Source organism: Bacillus sp. sid0103, from assembly GCF_019219025.1.
Map to the genome: position 1 here is coordinate 144,023 of NZ_JAHUWN010000002.1, position 20,776 is coordinate 164,798.

Consider the following 20,776-nt stretch of genomic DNA (forward strand, 5'->3'; position numbering starts at 1 on the left):
TATTTAAAGCGCTTTCCCCAGCGCTCCAGCTGTTTCAATTGTTGAACCCGATACATAGCTTGCTTTATTTGAGGCTAAAAATAAAATCACACTGGCTACTTCCTCTGCCTCGCCAACTCTTCCTAACGGAATATTTCGCTTTTTAGCTAAATCAGCATAATAATCTTCTGCTTTCATATCGGGAGCGTTCTTCAATCTTCGCCGCTCCCATTGATCAGTACGAATCAACCCTAAGCTCACCGAGTTGACTAAAATATTATCGGAAGCAAGTTCTTGCGATAGCGTCTTACTTAAATTCAATAATCCTGCTCTCGTTGCCGCAGTAGCAATCATATGCCTTTCCGGCTCTTTCGCTAAGGTCGCATTAATATTAACGATTCGGCCGCCGCCGCGTTTGACCAAGTAAGGATGAACCGCCTTTACCGCATAAATAATCGCGAAGTATTTTAACTGAATTTGCTGTTGCCATTGTTCATCCGTTACATCAAAGAAATGTCCCATCACACTTTGTCCTGCCGCATTCACAAGAATATCAATCCCGCCAAAATAGGAAGCAGCGCCGCCAATAAATTCGTTGACATCCTCCTTATTGGTTACGTCGCATGTTGCAGCATAAATCGAATCGGATGTACCAAATTTCAGCAGGTGATCATAGGCTTTTTCTTTGCGCTCGCTATTTCTTCCACAAACCGCGACGCAGGCACCTTCCTGTAGAAACATTTCTGCTGTTTTTAAGCCAACACCAGAGGTTCCCCCCATAATGACCGCTACTTTATCCTTTAATCCTAAATCCATCCTGACACCCCTTCCTGCTTATACCAATGCTTTTATATCTACCCATCCTGGGTCTGGCTCTCCACCCATCGCTGCCCGTGTTTCCGGTTTAGGAGGGCCGGCAATTCCCCATTGGTCCATTAAATGTGGTACCCGCTTCCAAACACGTGCTCTCCATTCGGACTCATCTTCAATCGTTTCTAAATAACAGGTATACTCCATCACAAACTTCCCTGGATCTTGAAAATAACAAAAAACATTATTTCCAGGACCGTGGCGCCCGGGGCCCCAAATCTCTTGGTAGCCTGATTTTCTTACATTACTGATTCCTCTCATCACCTCGTCGACTGTATCGACTTCATAGGCGATATGATTAACGGAAGCGTGTTGATCCTGATTGAAGGCAATTGAGTGGTGTTTCCGGTTACAACGCAAGAAGGACATTTGGTGCTCGCTCCAGTCGGTCACCTTAAAACCCAAGACATTCGTATAAAAATCAGTAATCATATCAAGGTCTTTCGTATTCATAACGACATGGTTCAGTTTGACAGGATCAACATTTTTCTTATTCCAAATCGAGGTATGAATTTCCACCCACGCAGATAATTCAATACAGCGATTCTCAGGATCGACGAAGCGCAAACCATACCCTTTTCCCTCTTCATCCAAATAACCTGGAGGTGAAACAATCTTCACTCCCTTTGAAGTAAGGATTTCAGCTGCTCGATCGACTGCATTTTTATCCACCATTCCGAACGCGATATGGTGCAGTCCTCTTTCTTTGCCAGCATGTAGGCTTAATATATGATTTTCAGGACCAGCCCCACGAAAATAAACAGAAGTATCATCCTGAGCAACCTTATCTAAACCCCAAATTTTTTCATAAAAATCAGCTTGTTCTTGGAGAACGGGGGTAATTAAGCTGATATGCCGTAAGTGAGTAATTCCTAACATCTCGCCACCTCCACTTTTTTATAGCCGTTTGAAAGTCAACAAGGATGATCCTGTTAAATAGTAAGAGGACCATCCCTGTCAAAGAATTAATCAGGGAGAATGTTTATTTCTGAAACATCTTCCTAATTTTAAAATTACTTTCCGTTAATAATTGCTTCTCTTTCTTTTGCCCGTTTAATACGAAGTTCTTCTAACGGACTATCTTTAGGATAGGTCGGTAAATTCGGCTTCACTGCTCCTAACATGACAAGCATTAATGCTTCTTCCTCGGTATCATTACGGAGTCCGCGGTAGACGCCTGGAGGGGAGCTGATGCAATCCCTTTCATTTAAAACGATTTCATGGACTTCACTTTCACCCTCTTCTTGGATAAGGGCTGTGACACTGCCTTTGATCACAAAGAAAACTTCTTCGACATCATCATGTAAGTGAAGTGGTCCCATACATCCTGCTGGTAAAACCATGGTGCTTAAAGTAAAGTGTTCCGCTGCAATTACATTTGAATCATTATTCGCGGTTGCACCTCGACCGATATATCTCATCTGTGCCCTGCGATAAGCTGGATCAATTTCTTCCTGAAACTTCAACACATTCCAATCAAGAGTACGATTCGTTAACCTCGCAACATACTTTTTTTCAAACGCTTCAACGGAGAATTTTTCTTTTGACATGTACAACACTCCTTTATATTGTTTTATATGCAAAACATTGTTTTCTTTATAAACCAATAATAAATCCCAATATTATAATTGTCAATTAAAAATATTGAGAAAATTTAATATACAAAACTATGTTTTATATTTGAAACACAAGATTCGATTAACATATTAAAATATCACCTGTTGTGGAGGGGCATTCTCAATCTTTAGCTCAGCTGCTTCTCTTTTCAATGTAAACAGATAAGCAGCAAAACCAAGCCCCGCGGCAATAATTAACATGACAATGGAAGGTCCAAAGTCCCCGCCAGCAATATCAACCATCCAACCCATAATATAGCTAGAAAACCCGCCAAGAATGTTTGTAAAACCCATCAATCCAGCGGCACGACCAGCCGTTTCAGGTGTCGAAAATTTAACCATAAATAAATTACTTAAGTGGAATACGCCCCCTTGGGTTCCCATCGCTAAGCCCATGCATACCCCGGCCAAAACTGGTTGTGGAGAAAGAATAGCTGCAGTTAAAAATGATGCCGTCAAAAGAAAGAGGATCGTCGCCATCAAACTAGGACGCTTGGTTTTATCCGCTAAATATCCACAAATTAAAACGAAGCCTAAAGCAAAGAGCCAAGATAAAGAGGTAATTCCAGTCATGGCCTCCCTTGTGAAACCTTTCGCTCCGACTAAATAAGTAGGAAGCCAGATACTGATACCAAAAAATAAGAACGATGACACTAACATTCCGAACCAAACGATCCAATAACGGTAGTCTTGAACAAAGCTTTGTTTTTTCGTTGATACGTTAGAATCTGATTGTCGAATATACGCTAATTCCCTTTGGTCTAATCGTGGATGTTCTTCAGGAGTATCGCGCGTAAGGAAGATAAACATTGGTAGAACGATTAAAATATTAAACGCTGCTAAAACAAAAAAGGCAGCTTGCCAATGGAAGGTAGTAATCACTAGAGTTAAGATAATCGCGCCACATGCAGGTCCTAAATAGTTTCCTGCGAGCCAAGAGGATTGCGCCCGGCCGAGTTCACGCTGATTAAACCAGTTGGAGATAAACTTTCCGCAAATCGGAATCATCATCCCCTCACCAATCCCAAGGATGACACGGCTTAAGATAAACATTTCATAGGAAGTAGATAACCCGCCAATAACCATGGTAATGGCCCATACCGCGAGACCGATGATGCCTGTCTTTCTTGCTCCAAGCTTGTCAATTATAAAGCCCCAAAAGATATTGGATAAGGCATAAGAAATGGTAAAGATAAAAGTAATCATCCCAATTTTCGCATTTTTATCTGCACCAGTTAATCCAAGATCATTTAAGAAACCTTGATCCGTTTGGATAATCGAAATACCTAATTTATCAATTTGACCAAAAAACCAAAAAAAGAAAATAGGCATGGCAATATAAATCCATCGTTTATTCGTTCTCAGCATTAAAAAGCCCCCTTTTTGATTTTAATAGATGAATACGCTTCCAATAAATTTTATAATCTAGTATACAATGCTTCATAGCCCCAAACGAACTTTTATCCCTCCTTTTTTATTATCTGTAGCATACAGAGCGTGTTTTATATACAAAACATAGTTTACTACTAAGTTTATTTTAAAGTTTTGAGAAAATTGTGTCAACAAAAAACATGTATTTTGTTTTACAATTTAAAACTAGTTTTATATACAAAACACATAAATAAAAAAGCTTGCGATATTTCGCAAGCTTTCTAATTCATTGTTGAATGGTAGCCCATAAAGCCGGAGAGTATCTTGGAAACTTCCAACACTTTAGGTAAGGCTATTTTTTCAATAAACTCTTGATTGAAGGTAGCCTCTGTTGCAACCACATTGATCGCTGCCATAACTTGACCCGTTCGCTCAAAGATGGGCGCAGCAACAGATTGAATTCCATGGTGAAATTCACCTTTAGTAATCGCATACCCATTTTGCCGGATCTCAGTTAATTCTTTCTGAAAATCCATGTAATCAGTTTGCGTTCGTTCTGTATAGGGTTTTAAATTGGAACCAAATAATAGTTGGTTTAATTTTTCTTGTGGTTGATAGGCAAGCTGCACTTTTCCATTGGCGATCGCATGGGCGGGTAGTCGGAGTCCAATATTCACATTCACCGCTGATACTCCTCGGACAGGTGCACTGCCGACATAAACCACTTCTTGACCATCCAAAATAGATAAATGACAAGAAGCCCCTGTTTCATCCCTTAATTTTTCTAAATAAGGCTGCGCAATTTCCGGGAGTTTTAGTGTACTTAAGTAGGCAAAACCTAATTCCAACACCTTAGGAGTTAAACTATAGCGTTTCGTATGTTCATCTTGATAGAGATACCCAAGTGTTTGGAGCGTATACAATAATCGGAACGGAACCGTCCGGCTCACATCCAGTTCTTTCGCGATTTCCACCAAAGATAATGTCGGGCGCTCTTCACTAAATAACTTTAAAATTTCCAATCCCCTTACTAAGGCATTGGCATTATACCGTTCCTTTTCATCATTTGCCATCCGCATTTCACCATCTCATTGTTATTAATTTACTTATTCTACAATCATATCAAAGTTTACGTAAAGAAGGATATTCTCTGGTTAAAAAATCTTGGACGATTCCATTAAAACTAGTAGGATCTTCCTGATAACATAAATGTCCAGTCCCTGGGATCGTAACAAATTTTGAATCCTTAATAGCTTCATGAAAAATCCGCGATTCACTGACTGGTGTCACTCGATCTAATTCACCGCAAATAACCAGGGTAGGAACAGAAATGGAAGATAGGATCTCCCTTTGATTCAAAGAATAAAGCGAATACGCAACAGAGCGGAAACCCATGGGTCTGATTTGCGAATAGATTCTTTCTGCTTCTTTCTTTATTTCAGGGTCTGGCTGTGGAGACAGTAGTTCCTTTACACGTAGTTGTGCTAGTTCTTTTGGCTCCATTGTTTCAATGTTATTTAGACGATTCTTTAATCTCAGTTCATTTTCTTCTTTACTTAGGGCCGCAGCCCCCCTTGTGGCATCTGAAATAATTAACGCATCAACCATTTCGGGAAAGCGGTAACAAAAATCAAGTGCAATTGCCGAACCCATTGAATGTCCTAAAAGCGTGACGCATTTATAGTTTAATTTTTCGATAAATCCTTTTAAAACATCAGCGAACAGCTTGAATTCTTTCAATTCCTCTTTTGGATCCGAACTTTTCCCGTATCCGGGCGCATCCCACGCAATCACAGTGTTTAGCTTAGATAAGTTCTGTAATTGTTTTTTCCATGACTGCGAGTTGTTCCCCATTCCATGTAAGATAATTAATGGAGGTCCCTCTCCTTCGATTTCATAATGAATTTGTAAATCTTCTACTTTTAAAAATGGCATATTTCCCCACCTGCACCCTCTTGTTTTATTAGTAAAACATTGTTTTATTATTTCTATATTAAAACAACTAGAAAATAAGTCAACTGAATTTTCAGACGTTACTGGAATCTTTATAAATGATTACAAAAAAACAGAAGGGCTCCTTAGAGTTCTCCTGCTTTTTTATTATTTATCTCTCTACGATTTTCCGTATAATTCAAGATGTTAAAACTCAGTGATATCAGTCAAAAAAAGGATGGATCGTGGTCACCTCTTGTTTATATGCCTTCCCATTTAAAATGCTCTCTGAATAAACCATACCAGACCAAATGCTAAAATGGCTGCTGAGGTACCAGGAATAACCCATTTTATTGGTTTTAAGGTTAATTTTTTTATCCATAAAATAATCGGAAATGCTAGGGAGACGATTAATAGTTGACCTATTTCAATTCCTATATTAAAGGATACAAGGGATGCAGCCATATGATTTGTGTCTAATCTCATTTCAGATAGGATTCCTGCAAAACCGAAGCCGTGAATTAATCCAAAACCAAATGCAAGCCACGGGCGGTGTTTGGATTCCTGGTTAAATATATTAATAAGTGCTACATAAATAATGCTTAAAGCAATAGCGGACTCTACAAATCTACTTGGTAGATGAGCAATATCGAAAGTTGCCAGAGCCAATGTGATACTATGTGCAATAGTAAAAGCTGTTACTAAGGATAGAATGTGACGGATTGTTTTTGCCCCAAAAAGTAAACTAATGACAAATAGAATATGATCATAACCTGTAAAAATATGTTTTAAGCCAAGGACAAAAAACTGTTTCGCATTCTGCAAGAAACTTATTTCTCCAATCTCTATCTCTCTCGATTCAAATGTAAGAATCTTTTCTTGTTGTTTCCCATCCATTTTTATCGTCGCAAAATTGGCATGGCTTGGATCGGAATCATCCATAAACATATTATACTCGACCATTAGTTTTTCTGGTTTATGCTTAATGTTATAAGCCAAATTAATGACCGCAAACGGACGCTCCTTTATCATCTCTATATCCGTTTTTACCACGCTGCCTTCAATCAGTTCGCTGTCAGCGAAAAGTTTGATATGGGAATTAATATATCGCTGCACAACTTTGTGGTCTATTAACTCCTTTTGATCGGTTTCCTTATTCAGTGCATGCCCTAGTTCCTCCAAATCGAGCTTCAACTCGTAATCCAATGATTTCTCTTTGACTTCAATATTGGAAAAACCTTCACTATTATTGGTATGAGCAGATGCAGAGATTGGAATGAAAGAACTTATTAAAAGAACGATGAGCAAAATTGGGAACAAAAACTTTTTCATTATATTCACGTCCATTTCTTTGTTATTTTCCATGATGTCTAACCCAAGATAATAGGAAAGACGAGGAGTTTTTATGCCCCTCGTCATTTTTCTGTTTTTTCCCACTTATTTACTAGCATTGATGAAAATTGGGTTTGAATAGAACCAAAGATCAGTCCATGGGTTCTCACCTTTAGGGTCTGCTGCTGGTTCTAATTGGTCTGTGTTCGTACCACGTAAGCGAATATAGCTATCTTTATCCACATCTTTTAACGTATAGGAAATCGTGATATATTCACCGTCTTGTTTCCAGTCACCCTCCGTGAAACGCTTCACGACTTTTGTGGTAGGGTTTGCAGCAGTTGAACGGTCTTCCACTTTTCCATTTACCTCTCCCATAATTAAGTCTACACGTTTTACATTTGGCTTATCTCCATGAGAGTTGGCAGCATTTGGATCTTTCAAGCGAATTGTTACGGTTACATCGCTTGATTTCTTCCCTGGAAGAGTTAGAGTTTCACCAAATGATGCTGTATTTCCTTTCGCGTTAGCATGCATCGGAGTATTGCCTACAGCTTGTGCTTTCGCATCAAGTTCTGAAATTAAGTCCCCAGTTGTAACGAATACATGACCATTACGAAGGTTTTCCATGATATCTTTGTAGTTCTTCTCTGATTTTACGTACGTTTTCGAATATTCACCTGGCCAGAAGTCGCTGCCACCATCACGCCAGTTTACGTGCGAGTCAGAAGTAGAGGTAATCCACCAGTGTCTTCCTTCTCCTAGCATCGAATCCCATAAACCGCCAACTTTAGCTGTCATTTGATCAAACCCGCCCATTGTCGGATAATTACCGTATCCACCACGCGTTCCTTTAGGATCAAGAGAACCATCTGGATTGATAGCACCAGCTTGATGGCCTGGAGCACCTTCCATTCCCACAGAAACATTCGGAGCTGTATCATTCCAATTACGGAATTCTTCTGGTGTATCCTGCCCCCACTTTGCATCCTCGCTTGCAGAACGAGAAGGATGGTTGGCAAAAAGAACGGGCTGCTCTTCTAATTGTTTCATATAGTTAAGAGCTGCTATCATATTGGACTCATTATCACGACTGCCATCATTCGGATGAGGCTCACGCTTATTGAACTTGGTTTCAATGTCATAAAGAGTTTGCGATTCATTATTACCATTTGGAATGATTAAGGAACTGTGGTCAGCAGCAGGTGTATCGAATTCCATTCCGTAGAACTGTAGAACTTCAGGAACTGCTTGACGTGATTTCAACAACTCAGGGTATGCTTGTTCTAAATTCACTTTAGAATGGTTGGGACCGCCGTGATCCGTTGTAACCATCCAATCGAGTCCGTACTTCCTGGCATTTTCCGCATTTTTTTGTGTTGGATAAATGGCATCTCCGCCTCGAATTGCCGTTGGAGGGTTTGTTGAATTATCCCAGCCAACACTCCATTCGCTATGTATATGATGATCACCGGCAAGCCATGTAGCATCTTTCTTTTTCATTTCTTCATTTGAGAAGGCTTGCGCTTCTGCCTTTTGATTCCCTCCCTGATTAAATATGGTTTGGGTTGTAAAAGCAGTCGTTGCAAGAACAGTGGTTGCGATTAAAGGAATCGCCTTCTTTTTAAAACGAGATTTCATGTTTACTTTCCCCCTTCAATATTATTCAACAGTTATAATAGTAATGTAGTATTGTTAGAGAAGGATGAATGTACAGTGAATTTAATGTAAATTTTGAATTATTTAAAAGTGAGTATATTTGTATCTGTCCTCTTTTTTGATCAAAGTAATCATACAATAGTATTTCCATAATTAAGTGCCACATGTACTCCATCTGCATCTAGATAATGACACATCAATTAAATTATTCAATAGATCTTCTAGGATTTACTTTTCTCCTTTTATTGATGCGAAGGGAATAATCGTAAGAAATAATGAATCCCACTCATACCCAAAAGAACGATTAAAGCTACTTTTCCTTTCGGTAGATTTTTCGATTTCTTCCACAGCAGTTCATAAAGTGTAACGTAACCCATTGTTCCAATTGTCATGCCCATCATGACAGTGTTCCATTTTATTGAATCCAATCTCATATTCAGTCCCATAAATATATTCATTCCAATCGCAATCGATAGTATTGAGCAAAAAATGGTAAATAATTTATTCTTCATTTTTGTAATTGGTATTAATGACATAAGAATCATGCCTTCGGGGATATGATGGAGAATAAAAGCAGCCAAAAGTCCATAGTTTATCAGTTGACCCTGTTGGAGGCTAATTCCAAAGGTGACCCCCGTAGGAATACTGTGAATGATTAAAGCAATAAATAAAAGATAAAGCGTCTCTTGATCTCCTTGATGAAGTTGAGACTTTTTATGCAAGAAAACTTCCATTGTTATCATAATAAAAATACCGATTGAAATTCCCGTAAGAATACGATTGTGTGAAAATGGCTAAATACTTCAGGAAGTAATTCCAACGAAAAAATGCCTGTTAATAATCCTCCGCAAAGGATTTGTAAATATAAAGAGTTCTTATTAAAAAAATGAATCATAAGTCGAATGGAGGATCCACCCAAAAACATAGCCCCAAAAATAAGTAAAGTTACCAAACTGCTTAACTTTATTTCTTCAATTATAAGATCCTCCCTATACAAACCGTTTTTGCTTAAAAATTGGCTCTGTTAAACTTGCCTGTTGATTTCCGCTCCAGGCGCTTCGCTTTCCGCGGGCGGTCCGGGGAGCCTCCTCGTCGCTGCGCTCCTGCGGGGTCTCCCCTGCCCCGTCCTCCCGCAGGAGTCTTCGCGCCTGGAACGTAGATCAACAGGGTGCCAAAATCAACAATAAGCTTTAATATAGCTTAAAAATTATTCATACTAACATATGCCATTTAGCAGTATATTAGGCTTAGAAGCAAAATTTGATTGGGACAATCTTCTGATTTGTATCGATGATACTTGATAAACCATACCTTATTCTAAAGAATATATGAATTTGTGCATTCAAAATCCTCCTCACAACGATAAAAAACAGCAATTCCCTAGTGGAAATCGCTGTTTTTGTCTTAGTAGTTATATCGTACGTCAGCCGCTTTATGGTTTTTGTTCTATTGTCTGGAAACCTCTTATATTGCTAAGGACAGCATTAATCCAATATACAATGCTGCGATAAAACAAACGCCAAAAACGACTCCGATAACAGGCTTTACCCTTTTAAAACTGATTAAAATTAGTATCAAAAATAGTATAGAAACACTGAGTAGTAAGATGGATTGGAAGGAAGGTAATAAGTGAACAGATACGGTTGTAAGAATATCTTTCCCTAGTAACGACTCCACCCATTTCGATGCTCCCTCCGACTTTACAGTAAATTCAACCTCATGTGGTGGCGATAACGTTCCCATCACAGCAGTCAAATAAAAAATGATAAATAAAATAATACTTTCTCCTCTTATCCATGGTCTAGGATTGAAGGAAGGAAGTTTTAACGATTTTCTGGTAAGCACTCCATTAATAAAAGCAAATACCAAAACAGGGATAATACTAATATGCTTTAAAAGAAGCATTTGTCCGTATGGCAAGACCCAGGCTTTTACATAGTCCTTTGGTTCAACAATAAATAACATCAGATAGATACCACTAAGGATGATGGTTATTAAACACAAAACAGCAAATGGAGTAAACCACTTTAAAAATTCAGACCAATTTGACTGTTCCTTTGAAAACCAGGCCACATGAATCAGAATTCCTGTCCATAATGTTACGATAAAAAAATGAATGCTATGAAACCATAAACCCGCCCAAAATGACAATGATGCAACATGACTTGAGTAACCGACCGCTAATATCATTAATACAAGCAAAATTGCTTGTACATATTTTGAAGCATTTAGAATTATGGTAATCCATAAGAATGTGGCCATAAACCCTATAAAGAGCCATGCTTTTCCTACTTCAAAGTCTAACAAAACAGATTTTGTTGCTAGAGCAAGACCTACACCACCCTGAAAATAGGAAATAGTTTGAACAATGGGTCCTAACGAAAATATAATGATTCCAAGTGTAGAGAGAAGTAAAACGGGTTTACCAATAACAATTTTAGGCTTATTCCTTTGAGGAACAAATTGTAAGGCGACATGTCCTATTAGGATAGAATAGAGAAGGTAATTTCCAAACTCAGCAAAAGGAATTACGAATCCCATAATTAACGCTTCCTTCTAAACAAGAGGAACAACCCAATAACTAAAATTACAACAATTGCCACAGTAATAATAGTCTTCATATTTGTTGAGGAATCTTCCGCTTGCTTATTGGTTTGAACCTGTTTTGCGTTTTCTTTTTTAGTTTCTTCTTTTTTTACTGGCTCTTTCGTTTCTGTCTTTTGGTCCAACTTTACTTCTTTTTGTACAGTAAAAGGGATTTCACCTTTTAAGGTATGTCCATCTTCTCCAGCTATATTCCATTTGATCGTATATGAACCATTTTCAAGAGGTGTTGATAATGTACCCACTAGTTGATTAGCTTTTGGAGTAACACTAACTAAAGGTTTTTCCTGCCCATCTTTTACTAATTTCATAGTGCTTAAGGATTCAATCTTACCTTCATATGTAATGACTATTTCTTTTAGGTCCTCTTTAACCACCTGATTCGCTGCAGGATTGGACGAAGTTATTTCCGTATGTGCACTTGCGATTGTAGGAATCATCACCAACATGCTAATTAGTAATAAAAGTAATTTTTTCATTTTGAATGTCCTTTCTTGGTAACCATTATTTTTCTATACATTCCATTCAGCACAACATTTTCATCTTGAATCAAAACGCTTTGGTTTTCTACTACTTTGTACATATTATAAAAATTGAATCCTATATCGGTACCGAGTTAATTTAATAATGAGTCGATTCCAACCATTATTCACGTTTGTCCTCTCCCACTAAAAGGCTCCCCATTATGGGAAGCCCACTATTATTTGTCTCTAACTCGGAGAAGTCGTAAACCATTAAGCGTCACGATAAGTGTGGCTCCCATGTCCGCAAATATCGCAATCCATAGGGTTAACCAACCTGGAATCACCAATAAAAGTGCTAAAAGTTTAATTCCTAATGAAAAAGTGATGTTTTGCTTAATGATAAATAAAGCTTTTCTACTTAGTTTCAACGTAAATGGCAGTTTACCTAAATCATCACCCATTAAAGCAATATCCGCAGTTTCAAGAGCCGTATCCGTTCCAGCTCCTCCCATGGCAATACCGATAGTCGATGCTGCAAGAGCAGGTGCATCATTCACACCGTCCCCAACCATGGCCACACGGTCGTATTTATTTCTTAATTCTTTAATAAAAGTAAGTTTATCTTGAGGTAAAAGGTCAGCCTGAATATCAGAAACTCCTACCTGTTGGCCAATTGCATTTGCAGTCCCTTTATTATCGCCCGTTAACATGATGGTTTTTTGAATACCTAATGAGTGAAGTTTTTGGATAACTAATTTGCTGTTCCCTCTCACTTTGTCAGCAACTGCAAGTATGGCTAATATTTCTGATTCATTACCAGCTACCATGACTGTTTTCCCTTTATTTTGTAGATCAGTTATAGTCGCTTTTAGGTTCGATGGAATTCCATTTGTTAAGATCTCATCGAATAAATTAGGACTACCCACATAATACATTTCTTCTTTGACTATACCTTTGATACCTTTACCTGTAATTGAAGAGAAGTCCTCAATAGCAAGATCTTGATAAGGTAAATTTTCTTGTTCAGCCTTTTTCATGATCGCTGAAGCTAGGGGATGTTGAGAACCTTTTTCTAATGCAGCAATAATGGAAAAAAGTTCATTCGGATTTGTATTCTCTTGAGGAAGATAATCCGTTACAACGGGAATTCCTTCTGTTAAAGTCCCTGTCTTATCAAAGGCGATGGCTTTAATGGCTCCCATTTCCTCTAAATGAATTCCCCCCTTAATCAATACTCCATTTCGAGCAGCATTCCCAATTGCTGTCACTATCGAAACAGGAGTGGAAATGACAAGTGCACAAGGACATCCCACTACTAATACAGCTAGACCTTGATAAATCCATTTACTCCAATCCCCATCAAATAAAAGTGGCGGGAGTACGGCTACTAACAGCGAGATCAACATGATGACAGGCGTATAATACTTCGCAAAGCGATCAACAAATGCTTGAGACGGGGCCCTTTCCGCTTGAGCTTCTTCTACAAGATGAATGATTTTTGCAATGGTGGTGTCGTCCACATGTTTGGTAACCTTCACTTCAAGAAGTCCTTCTTCGTTAAGAGTTCCAGCGAATACTTCATCATCAACAGTTTTGGAAACTGGAACAGATTCCCCTGTAATCGCAGCTTGATTTACAGACGATAGTCCTTTTTCCACCGTTCCATCCATGGCGATTTTCTGTCCAGGTTTTACGATTAATATATCGCCAATTCGAATATCGTCCACTTCTACTGTAAACTCTTTATTCCCCCTACGAATTAAGGCCTCTTTTGGGGCAATATCCATTAAGGAACGAATGGATTGTCTCGCTTTATCCATTGAATACGACTCTAGAACCTCACTAATGGCGAACAGGATGACAACCGTTGCACCTTCTCCCCACTCACCGATAATAGCTGCTCCGATTACAGCTATCGTCATTAATGTTCTCATATCAAATTCTAGTTGGAATAAATTTTTCAACCCCGTGGAAAAAAGGCGATAACCACCTACTAAGATGGCAGCTCCATAGGCTAGTATCGAAGATATACTTTCTTCACCATTGATTTGTGCTGAAAGCCATCCAATTAACAAGAAAACAAATGAGGCGATAACCGTTGAATGTTGTTTCAGAAACGGCTCTTTTTTCTCCTCAAATCGTTGTTTTTCAGGGATAACTTTTATATTTTCAAAAGCTCCTGCTTTCTCTAATTCCTCTATTGTTGTTTCACCATAAACTGTAAGTTTTGACGCACCGAAATTTACACTTGCATTAGCAACACCATCCAGGTGTTGTACGTTCTTTTCGAACTTAGTGGCACAGCCCGCACAGGTGAATCCCTGTACTCGGTAAACGGTTTTTTCACTTGTTTTTTCTAAGGAGTTACTCATGAGTTTTCACCTCCTGTTGATGTGTAAAAGCGATTTGTATCAGTTGCTTAACATGATCATCATCCAGTGAATAAAACACTAATTTTCCTTCTTTACGATATTTTGCTAATCCTAAATTCCGAAGAAGCCGCAAATGGTGAGAGGCCGTTGCCGTGGTACATCCAACAATATTTGCTACATCACATACGCATAATTCCTCTTCTTCACTTAACGAATAAGCAATTTTTATTCTAGTGTCATCAGATAATGCTTTAAATATTTGTGAAACTGCCCTTGTATTTTGTTGGGAAATCGATTCTTTTACCCTTTCTACTTTTTCTTCATCCACGCAGGTTACTTCACATATATCATCGTGCTTCAAAAATCCCATACCTCCTTATTCAAACGCCTATTTGATTATCAGTATATGTAAATACATTTAAATGGTCAAATAATTATTTGAATGTTTTTCAAATTCTGTATTGACAAGAAGAATGTCCATAACATAAAGTATTGACAAGGACAATAAAGTTGCATTAGGGAAACTTTTTTAGAGGGAGGTAAAAGCATGTCAGACAATAAGATTTCTCGAAGGGATATTTTAAAAATTGGAACGACGGGTGCAATAGGAATTGCAGGAAGTATTTATTTAAATAAAGTGGCACCTTTTTCTAAAGTAGTTCATGCTGAGGATCATGCATCAAGTCACAATAATCATTCTAGCAATCACACCAATAAGCATGATTCAACCAATTCGGAAGGATTTAAGATGGCTAAACGTCTTTTAACCGAGTTTGATTATGGAAAAGTCACCAAAAAATTAGACGGTCGGACATTGCGTGAATACGAAATAGTAGCTATTGACAAGGAAATTGAAATTGCACATGGAATAAAGTTTCCTGGCTGGACCTATAATGGAACGATTCCAGGACCAACATTCCGTTGTACTGAGGGGGATCTACTACGATTTCATTTTATTAACCAAGGAAGTCATCCTCACTCTATTCATTTTCATGGTATTCATCCACCAGATATGGATGGATTAGACCCTATCGCTCCAGGTCAATCCTTTACGTATGAATTTGAAGCAAAGCCATATGGATTACAGCTTTATCATTGCCATGTTTTACCTTTACGCCGACATATTCATAAAGGATTATATGGAAATTTTATTATTGATCCAAAAACACCAAGGGAACCTGCACTTGAATTAAATATGGTCATGAATGCATTTGATTTAGATTTAGATGGTGCAAACGAGTTTTATACGGTGAATGGTTATGCGTTTGCCTTTATGAATCATCCAATTAAAATCAAGAAGGATGAGCTTGTCCGTATCTACTTAAGCAATTTAACCGAGTTTGACTTACTGAACTCCTTCCATTTACATGCCAACTATTTTACCTATATTCCAACTGGGAGAAATGACAATCCTTCACAATTTACTGATACCATCATGCAATGCCAAGGGGAACGTGGGATTATTGAAGTTCGTTTTCCATATAAGGGAAAATATATGTTTCACGCTCATGTTAGTGAATTTGCTGAGCTTGGCTGGATGGGATTCTTTGAAGTTGAATAAAAAGGAGGTGTAAATAATGAAATTAAAATGGCTGATTACTGGTCTTATACCACTTTTTCTTTTAATGCTTGTTTTGGGATGGGTATTTAAAAATGGGGCTGGAGTAGAACGAGATCCTGCTGCTCCCATCGAAGTGCTTAATGTTGATCAAATTAAAATAAAACCATCAGGCTTTGAACTCGATGTCAGCAATACTGGCCCAGAGACATTGACCATATCTCAAGTGATTGTTGATGATTCTATATGGAATTTTTCGATGACCCCTAGTTCAAAGCTAAAAAGGTTTCAAGATGGAATGGTAACCATAAATTATCCGTGGGTTGAAGGCGACCCCCATACTATTTTGTTAATATCTGAAAATGGAATCATAACGGAAGCGGTGATTGATGCAGCAACTTTGACTCCTGAATTTTCATGGGATAATGTGTTGAATTACGGATTTATTGGTTTTTACGTAGGGATTGTTCCTATTACTTTAGGATTACTATGGTTTCCATTTATGAAGCGTTTGAAAAAAAGCTGGATTAATGCCATTCTTGCCCTCACAGTAGGACTTCTATTATTCTTATTTTTTGGCACATTATTTGATGGATTTGAAATAGGCGCTGAAGCACCGTCTGTATTTCAGGGCAACATGGTTGTGATCATTTGCACGGTTCTTTCGTTTCTTTTACTGGTTGGTTTTGATCAATATCAACATCAAAGACAAAAACGAACGGGTTATTCTCCACTAGGAATTTCATTATTGATGGCAACAGGAATCGGTCTTCATAATTTTGGTGAGGGATTGGCTATTGGATCATCATTTGCACTTGGTGAGGCTGCATTAGGTACATTTTTAGTAATTGGATTTACTTTGCATAATATTACTGAGGGCATTGGGATCGCTGCTCCATTATTAAAGAGTAGGCCAAAAATTAATACATTTGTTTTATTAGGAGCCATTGCTGGTGCACCTGCAATATTAGGAACTTGGTTCGGAGGCTTTATCTTTTCACCGATTTGGGGTGCAGTATTTTTAGGAGTTGGTGCAGGTGCCATTTTACAGGTAATATTCGTTATTTCCAAAATGCTGATCGAAGAACACAAAAAGAATACTGAACCAGTTGTATCATGGATGAATTTTACAGGATTTACGCTTGGAATATTAATCATGTATTTTACGGCTTTTTTCGTAAAATAATCAGGGGGAATTTGAAATGGCTAATATAGGAATTGGTGGTGCATTATTGATTTTTGTGATTGCATTAATTATTTTTGGGCCGAAAAAACTCCCAGAACTCGGTCGTGCCGTGGGATCTACACTTAGAGAATTTAAACAGTCCACAAAAGGAATAATGGATGATAATCATGATAAGAAAAATAAATAAAATAATACGAGGTGGCTCATCGGATAAGACGATGTACCACCTTTTTTGATGTATTCCTTATTCATTTGTATTTTCAGACATGGTTCTACTGTTAACTTCTATTTAGGCAATTATTTCATTCTAGAAATCACTCTTCATTTGCTGCCTCTTTTACTCTATTCTTGAAATCATTATAGGTGTTCCCTTCAAATTTCACACCATTAATAAAAATCGAAGGGGTACTTGTAATACTTAACTTATTAGCAGCACTCATATCTTTTTCCCATGCCTCTTTTGATTGGTCATTATTAAACGTATTGACCACTCTTTTCACCTCTGCCTCAGAGACAATTTCACTTAAAGTGTCCTTAAGAAAAGACTTTGAATATATATCCATTTGCTCGGCTTTAGTATCATCAGGCTGTTTTTCATATAATAGTTCATGGAATTTCCAAAACTTTTCATTCCCTAGTTCTTTAAAGACTGTTTCCGCAAATTTTGCAGAACGGGTTGAATCAACATTGATAAACGAATAATTCATAAAATAAAACGAAGCTTTTCCTGTATCGATGAAATCCTTTTGGATATTTGGAAGAAGTGTATCATTAAAATTTTTACAATAAGGACATTTATAATCTCCAAATTCAACTATTTTTACTGGGGCAGACTTTTCTCCTAAAAATGGCTGTCCCTCATAGTCCATTGCTTCTTTTTTGGCCGTATTTGATAAAAAAATTAAACCAACTAGGCAAACTGCTATTAAACCAATCACCCAAAAAATAAATTTAGATGATTGATTTTTCGATTTTTTTGATTTTTTGTTTCCCGAAGACATCGTATTCACCCTCTATTTTAAGCTTTTTAATCTCTCTAAGAATTCTTTGGATTTTTAGAGAATAATTTTGAATCCAGAGAAAGAGCAGAATTTGAATTTAGGAACAGATATACGGCCATGACGGCAAAGGCTAGATCCAATTCAAACCCCGCACCTTGTCCATTCCCCATGAAACCGGCTGCCAATTTTACTTTTATTACAGCCCCAATCATGATAAATAAAAAGAGAATTGCAATGTATCGCGTTCCAAATCCTACAGTTAACAACAGTCCTCCGACTAATTCAATAATGGCCACTATGTACCCTACAATACCTGGAATCCCTAAACTTTCAAACCATCCTGCAGTATTTTCAATACCATTTTGAAACTTAGAAACACCATGAATAAAGAAAGATAACCCCAAAAATATTCTTAGAATGAGTGTCCCGACTTCTGACTTTTTCAATTTACATTCTCCTTTCAAAACTAAATGTTTTTTAATAACACTACATGTTGTAGTGTTATAAGGTAATAGATTCCTACCTTTTTCATGAAAAAAATCCAATTTACACTACTCATTGTAGTGTAATGTGTTACAAGTGGTCAAGAGATAATACTTCTTCATCAATTTTCTAATAACCATCAATAAATAAAAGGATTGTGCTTTTAGGGTAACTGGCTCCGTTTTGAGGTGCAGACGGACTAATAATCATACAAAAACACCTATGAATTCACTCGAAATTCAAACATAAAAAATCTGTAAAAAATAATCTATCCTATCAGGTGCAATGTAGTTTTTGTCCCTCATTAATTTTATGAAAGACAATTCATCAGGAATGTAATTAAATTTTGTCCTTCATCGGCGGTATGAAGGACAGTTCTTTAGAAATCTTTATTGGTTTTGTCCTTCATCGGTATTATGAAGGACAGTTCTTCTGGAATCTTAAAGGTTTTGTCCTTCATCAGTGTTATGAAGGACAGTTCTTCTGAAATCTTAATAGATTTTGTCCTTCATCAGTGTTATGAAGGACAGTTCTTCTGAAATCCTAATAGATTTTGTCCTTCATCAGTGTTATGAAGGACAGTTCTTCTGAAATCTTAAAGGTTTTGTCCTTCATCAGTGTTATGAAAGACAGTTCTTCTGAAATCTTAATAGATTTTGTCCTTCATCAGTGTTGTGAAGGACAGTTCTTCTGAAATCTTAATAGATTTTGTCCTTCATCAGTGTTGTGAAGGACAGTTCTTCAGAAATCTTAAAGGTTTTGTCCTTCATAAGTGTTATGAAGGACAGCTCTTCTGAAATCTTAATAGATTTTGTCCTTCATCAGTGTTATGAAAGACAGTTCTTCTGAAATCTTAATAGATTTTGTCCTTCATCAGTGTTATGAAGGACAGTTCTTCTGAAATCTTAATAGATTTTGTCGGAACCCGTTAGCTTTAGGGACAATCCTTTTATTTATGAGTTAGGCAATAACAAGTAGGATTAATATTAAAATAAATACATTTAATGATATTACAATGGATCGTAACTGTGCTTTAACTGGAATGGATTGTTGCGGATTAATCAATTGTTGCAGCCTGTAATCGACTGTACTATCCGCAAAATGAACAATAGCTGGAGTAAGATTTGAATTAATTTTTACTTGCTTCTTAATTAACTTTAATAAGGCACTGCCTAATCCAAGTTCTGAACCCATCCGGTTAATTGCATATTCATCAGCAACTAGTTCAATCATAATCCGATAATTCTGGTAGGACCACATTGTAAGCGGGATATACCATAAAGCTTCTGAAATTATTTGTAAAATAAATACTTTAATTCCATCATAATACCTTTGATGGGAAGTCTCGTGGTAGATGACTGCTTCTAATTCCTTTGCATCTAACATTTCAGTAAATGTAGTCGAAAGGACAATAACTGGTTTCAAAAACCCAAATGTAAAGGCCAGTGGATCTTTATAATTGATAACAACGATATCATCATTTTTTCTGTTAAAAATTTGATTCAATTGTTTGGATTTATCTTTATTAATAAGCAGGTGAATTTTATTTTGAAATGAACGTAATAGTAGGATTTGCTGAACGATCTTATTACAAATGATGAAAACGGTATAAAAAATGTAAGCATTCACGATTAATAGGACTGCATAATAGGCAAAAGTGCCTTTTTCAAAAAAGCTTACGCAAAAATTAAAGATATTAAATAGCTCTAATGGGCCAAATAGAATATTTACTAGGTACATCGCTATTTGAACAAACAAAATGATCGCAAAGAAAAGGGCTAATCCTAAAACAGCAGTTGATTTATGTTTCCAGACCATTTTACTTTCTTCCCTTTTTTAATTGTTCAATTTTTTGTTCCAGTTTCTGAAGTAAACGATCATCAACTTCTTGTAAAGAATCCAGCATATGATTAACAACTAATCCTCCGAATTCGTCCAAAAGGTTATCTGTTAGTTTTTTTGATTGTTCGCTAATAAAATCCTCTTTGGTTTTTACTGGTTTAAAAAGAGAGGTTCTTCCTTCCAATCTTTTTGTAAGAATGTTTTTATCGACAAGGCGGTTCATAACCGTCATAACCGTGTTGAAGTTTATCGGTTTTTCATTTTCTAATTCTTGTTGAACGTCCTTAATACTCTTTTCATTGCCTTCCCAAAGAATGTCCATAATTTTAGACTCAAGCGGGCCGAAAAAGCGATTAAGTCCTTCTTGGTCAAAGCGAAAATTGTTTATTGGCATTATTCATCCTCCTAACCATTACATATTGTAGTGTAACATATTATTATTTTCTATGCTGTCCACCGAAAAGTAAAAATGAGCTTGGAGCATTTCGCCAAACTCATTTTTGAAAT

At 37.2% G+C, this 20,776-nt stretch carries 21 protein-coding genes; 3 read left to right on the forward strand and 18 right to left on the reverse strand.

The window, feature by feature from the left end:
• Positions 1 to 3: 3 nt before the first annotated feature.
• The 14 genes from KW850_RS02830 to KW850_RS02895 form a co-directional block, all read right to left on the reverse strand.
• The gene (locus KW850_RS02830) at positions 4 to 795 is read right to left on the reverse strand and encodes an SDR family oxidoreductase (RefSeq protein ID WP_218346061.1); all 792 of its coding nucleotides are present in this window, start codon (positions 793 to 795) and stop codon (positions 4 to 6) included.
• Between the two features lie 18 nt (positions 796 to 813).
• The gene (locus KW850_RS02835; RefSeq protein ID WP_218346062.1) at positions 814 to 1,728 is read right to left on the reverse strand and encodes a VOC family protein; all 915 of its coding nucleotides are present in this window, start codon (positions 1,726 to 1,728) and stop codon (positions 814 to 816) included.
• Between the two features lie 134 nt (positions 1,729 to 1,862).
• Positions 1,863 to 2,399, reverse strand: coding sequence for a cupin domain-containing protein (locus tag KW850_RS02840; protein WP_218346063.1), 537 nt, complete (start codon positions 2,397 to 2,399; stop codon positions 1,863 to 1,865).
• 156 nt (positions 2,400 to 2,555) lie between these two features.
• Positions 2,556 to 3,833 carry an MFS transporter gene (locus KW850_RS02845; protein ID WP_218346064.1) on the reverse strand — a complete coding sequence of 426 codons (1,278 nt, stop codon included), beginning with the start codon at positions 3,831 to 3,833 and terminating at the stop codon, positions 2,556 to 2,558.
• A gap of 284 nt (positions 3,834 to 4,117) precedes the next feature.
• Positions 4,118 to 4,909, reverse strand: a complete 792-nt coding sequence (locus KW850_RS02850) for an IclR family transcriptional regulator (protein ID WP_218346065.1) — start codon at positions 4,907 to 4,909, stop codon at positions 4,118 to 4,120.
• A gap of 49 nt (positions 4,910 to 4,958) precedes the next feature.
• Complete coding sequence (locus tag KW850_RS02855) at positions 4,959 to 5,771, reverse strand: alpha/beta fold hydrolase (protein WP_218346066.1); 813 nt, start codon at positions 5,769 to 5,771, stop codon at positions 4,959 to 4,961.
• 273 nt (positions 5,772 to 6,044) lie between these two features.
• A complete protein-coding gene (locus tag KW850_RS02860) occupies positions 6,045 to 7,133 on the reverse strand; it encodes a HupE/UreJ family protein (RefSeq protein WP_256358047.1) in 1,089 nt (362 codons plus the stop codon).
• Positions 7,134 to 7,205: 72 nt separating this feature from the next.
• Positions 7,206 to 8,741 (reverse strand): CehA/McbA family metallohydrolase domain-containing protein, encoded by a 1,536-nt coding sequence (locus tag KW850_RS02865; protein ID WP_218346067.1) that lies wholly within the window; start codon positions 8,739 to 8,741, stop codon positions 7,206 to 7,208.
• Positions 8,742 to 9,001: 260 nt separating this feature from the next.
• Positions 9,002 to 9,502 carry a ZIP family metal transporter gene (locus KW850_RS02870; RefSeq protein ID WP_218346068.1) on the reverse strand — a complete coding sequence of 167 codons (501 nt, stop codon included), beginning with the start codon at positions 9,500 to 9,502 and terminating at the stop codon, positions 9,002 to 9,004.
• 265 nt (positions 9,503 to 9,767) lie between these two features.
• On the reverse strand, positions 9,768 to 9,923 hold the full coding sequence (locus KW850_RS02875) for a hypothetical protein (protein ID WP_218346069.1): 156 nt from the start codon (positions 9,921 to 9,923) through the stop codon (positions 9,768 to 9,770).
• 300 nt (positions 9,924 to 10,223) lie between these two features.
• On the reverse strand, positions 10,224 to 11,300 hold the full coding sequence (locus KW850_RS02880; protein WP_218346070.1) for a copper resistance D family protein: 1,077 nt from the start codon (positions 11,298 to 11,300) through the stop codon (positions 10,224 to 10,226).
• A 2-nt stretch (positions 11,301 to 11,302) separates the two neighbouring features.
• Positions 11,303 to 11,842 (reverse strand): copper resistance CopC family protein, encoded by a 540-nt coding sequence (locus KW850_RS02885; RefSeq protein ID WP_218346071.1) that lies wholly within the window; start codon positions 11,840 to 11,842, stop codon positions 11,303 to 11,305.
• A gap of 221 nt (positions 11,843 to 12,063) precedes the next feature.
• Positions 12,064 to 14,199 carry a heavy metal translocating P-type ATPase gene (locus tag KW850_RS02890; RefSeq protein WP_218346072.1) on the reverse strand — a complete coding sequence of 712 codons (2,136 nt, stop codon included), beginning with the start codon at positions 14,197 to 14,199 and terminating at the stop codon, positions 12,064 to 12,066.
• Complete coding sequence (locus KW850_RS02895) at positions 14,192 to 14,560, reverse strand: ArsR/SmtB family transcription factor (RefSeq protein ID WP_256358048.1); 369 nt, start codon at positions 14,558 to 14,560, stop codon at positions 14,192 to 14,194. Before KW850_RS02895 ends, KW850_RS02890 begins: the two co-directional genes overlap by 8 nt.
• A gap of 186 nt (positions 14,561 to 14,746) precedes the next feature.
• On the opposite strand from KW850_RS02895, the gene KW850_RS02900 reads away from it, so the two are divergent.
• From KW850_RS02900 to KW850_RS02910, 3 genes are read left to right on the forward strand one after another with little or no spacing between them, the layout of a single operon-like run.
• The gene (locus KW850_RS02900) at positions 14,747 to 15,760 is read left to right on the forward strand and encodes a multicopper oxidase domain-containing protein (RefSeq protein ID WP_218346074.1); all 1,014 of its coding nucleotides are present in this window, start codon (positions 14,747 to 14,749) and stop codon (positions 15,758 to 15,760) included.
• 16 nt (positions 15,761 to 15,776) lie between these two features.
• The gene (locus KW850_RS02905) at positions 15,777 to 16,943 is read left to right on the forward strand and encodes a ZIP family metal transporter (protein ID WP_218346075.1); all 1,167 of its coding nucleotides are present in this window, start codon (positions 15,777 to 15,779) and stop codon (positions 16,941 to 16,943) included.
• A 16-nt stretch (positions 16,944 to 16,959) separates the two neighbouring features.
• Positions 16,960 to 17,130: a twin-arginine translocase TatA/TatE family subunit gene (locus KW850_RS02910; RefSeq protein WP_218346076.1), complete on the forward strand. Its 171-nt coding sequence runs from the start codon at positions 16,960 to 16,962 to the stop codon at positions 17,128 to 17,130.
• 127 nt (positions 17,131 to 17,257) lie between these two features.
• Here the strand turns inward: KW850_RS02910 and KW850_RS02915 are convergent, their stop codons facing one another.
• The 4 genes from KW850_RS02915 to KW850_RS02930 form a co-directional block, all read right to left on the reverse strand.
• Complete coding sequence (locus tag KW850_RS02915; RefSeq protein ID WP_218346077.1) at positions 17,258 to 17,944, reverse strand: DsbA family protein; 687 nt, start codon at positions 17,942 to 17,944, stop codon at positions 17,258 to 17,260.
• A gap of 35 nt (positions 17,945 to 17,979) precedes the next feature.
• Positions 17,980 to 18,390, reverse strand: coding sequence for a DoxX family protein (locus tag KW850_RS02920; protein ID WP_218346078.1), 411 nt, complete (start codon positions 18,388 to 18,390; stop codon positions 17,980 to 17,982).
• Between the two features lie 997 nt (positions 18,391 to 19,387).
• Entirely contained in the window at positions 19,388 to 20,245 is an 858-nt protein-coding gene (locus tag KW850_RS02925; protein WP_218346079.1) for a M56 family metallopeptidase, read from the reverse strand.
• Position 20,246: 1 nt separating this feature from the next.
• Positions 20,247 to 20,663 (reverse strand): BlaI/MecI/CopY family transcriptional regulator, encoded by a 417-nt coding sequence (locus KW850_RS02930; RefSeq protein WP_218346080.1) that lies wholly within the window; start codon positions 20,661 to 20,663, stop codon positions 20,247 to 20,249.
• Positions 20,664 to 20,776 lie beyond the last annotated feature (113 nt).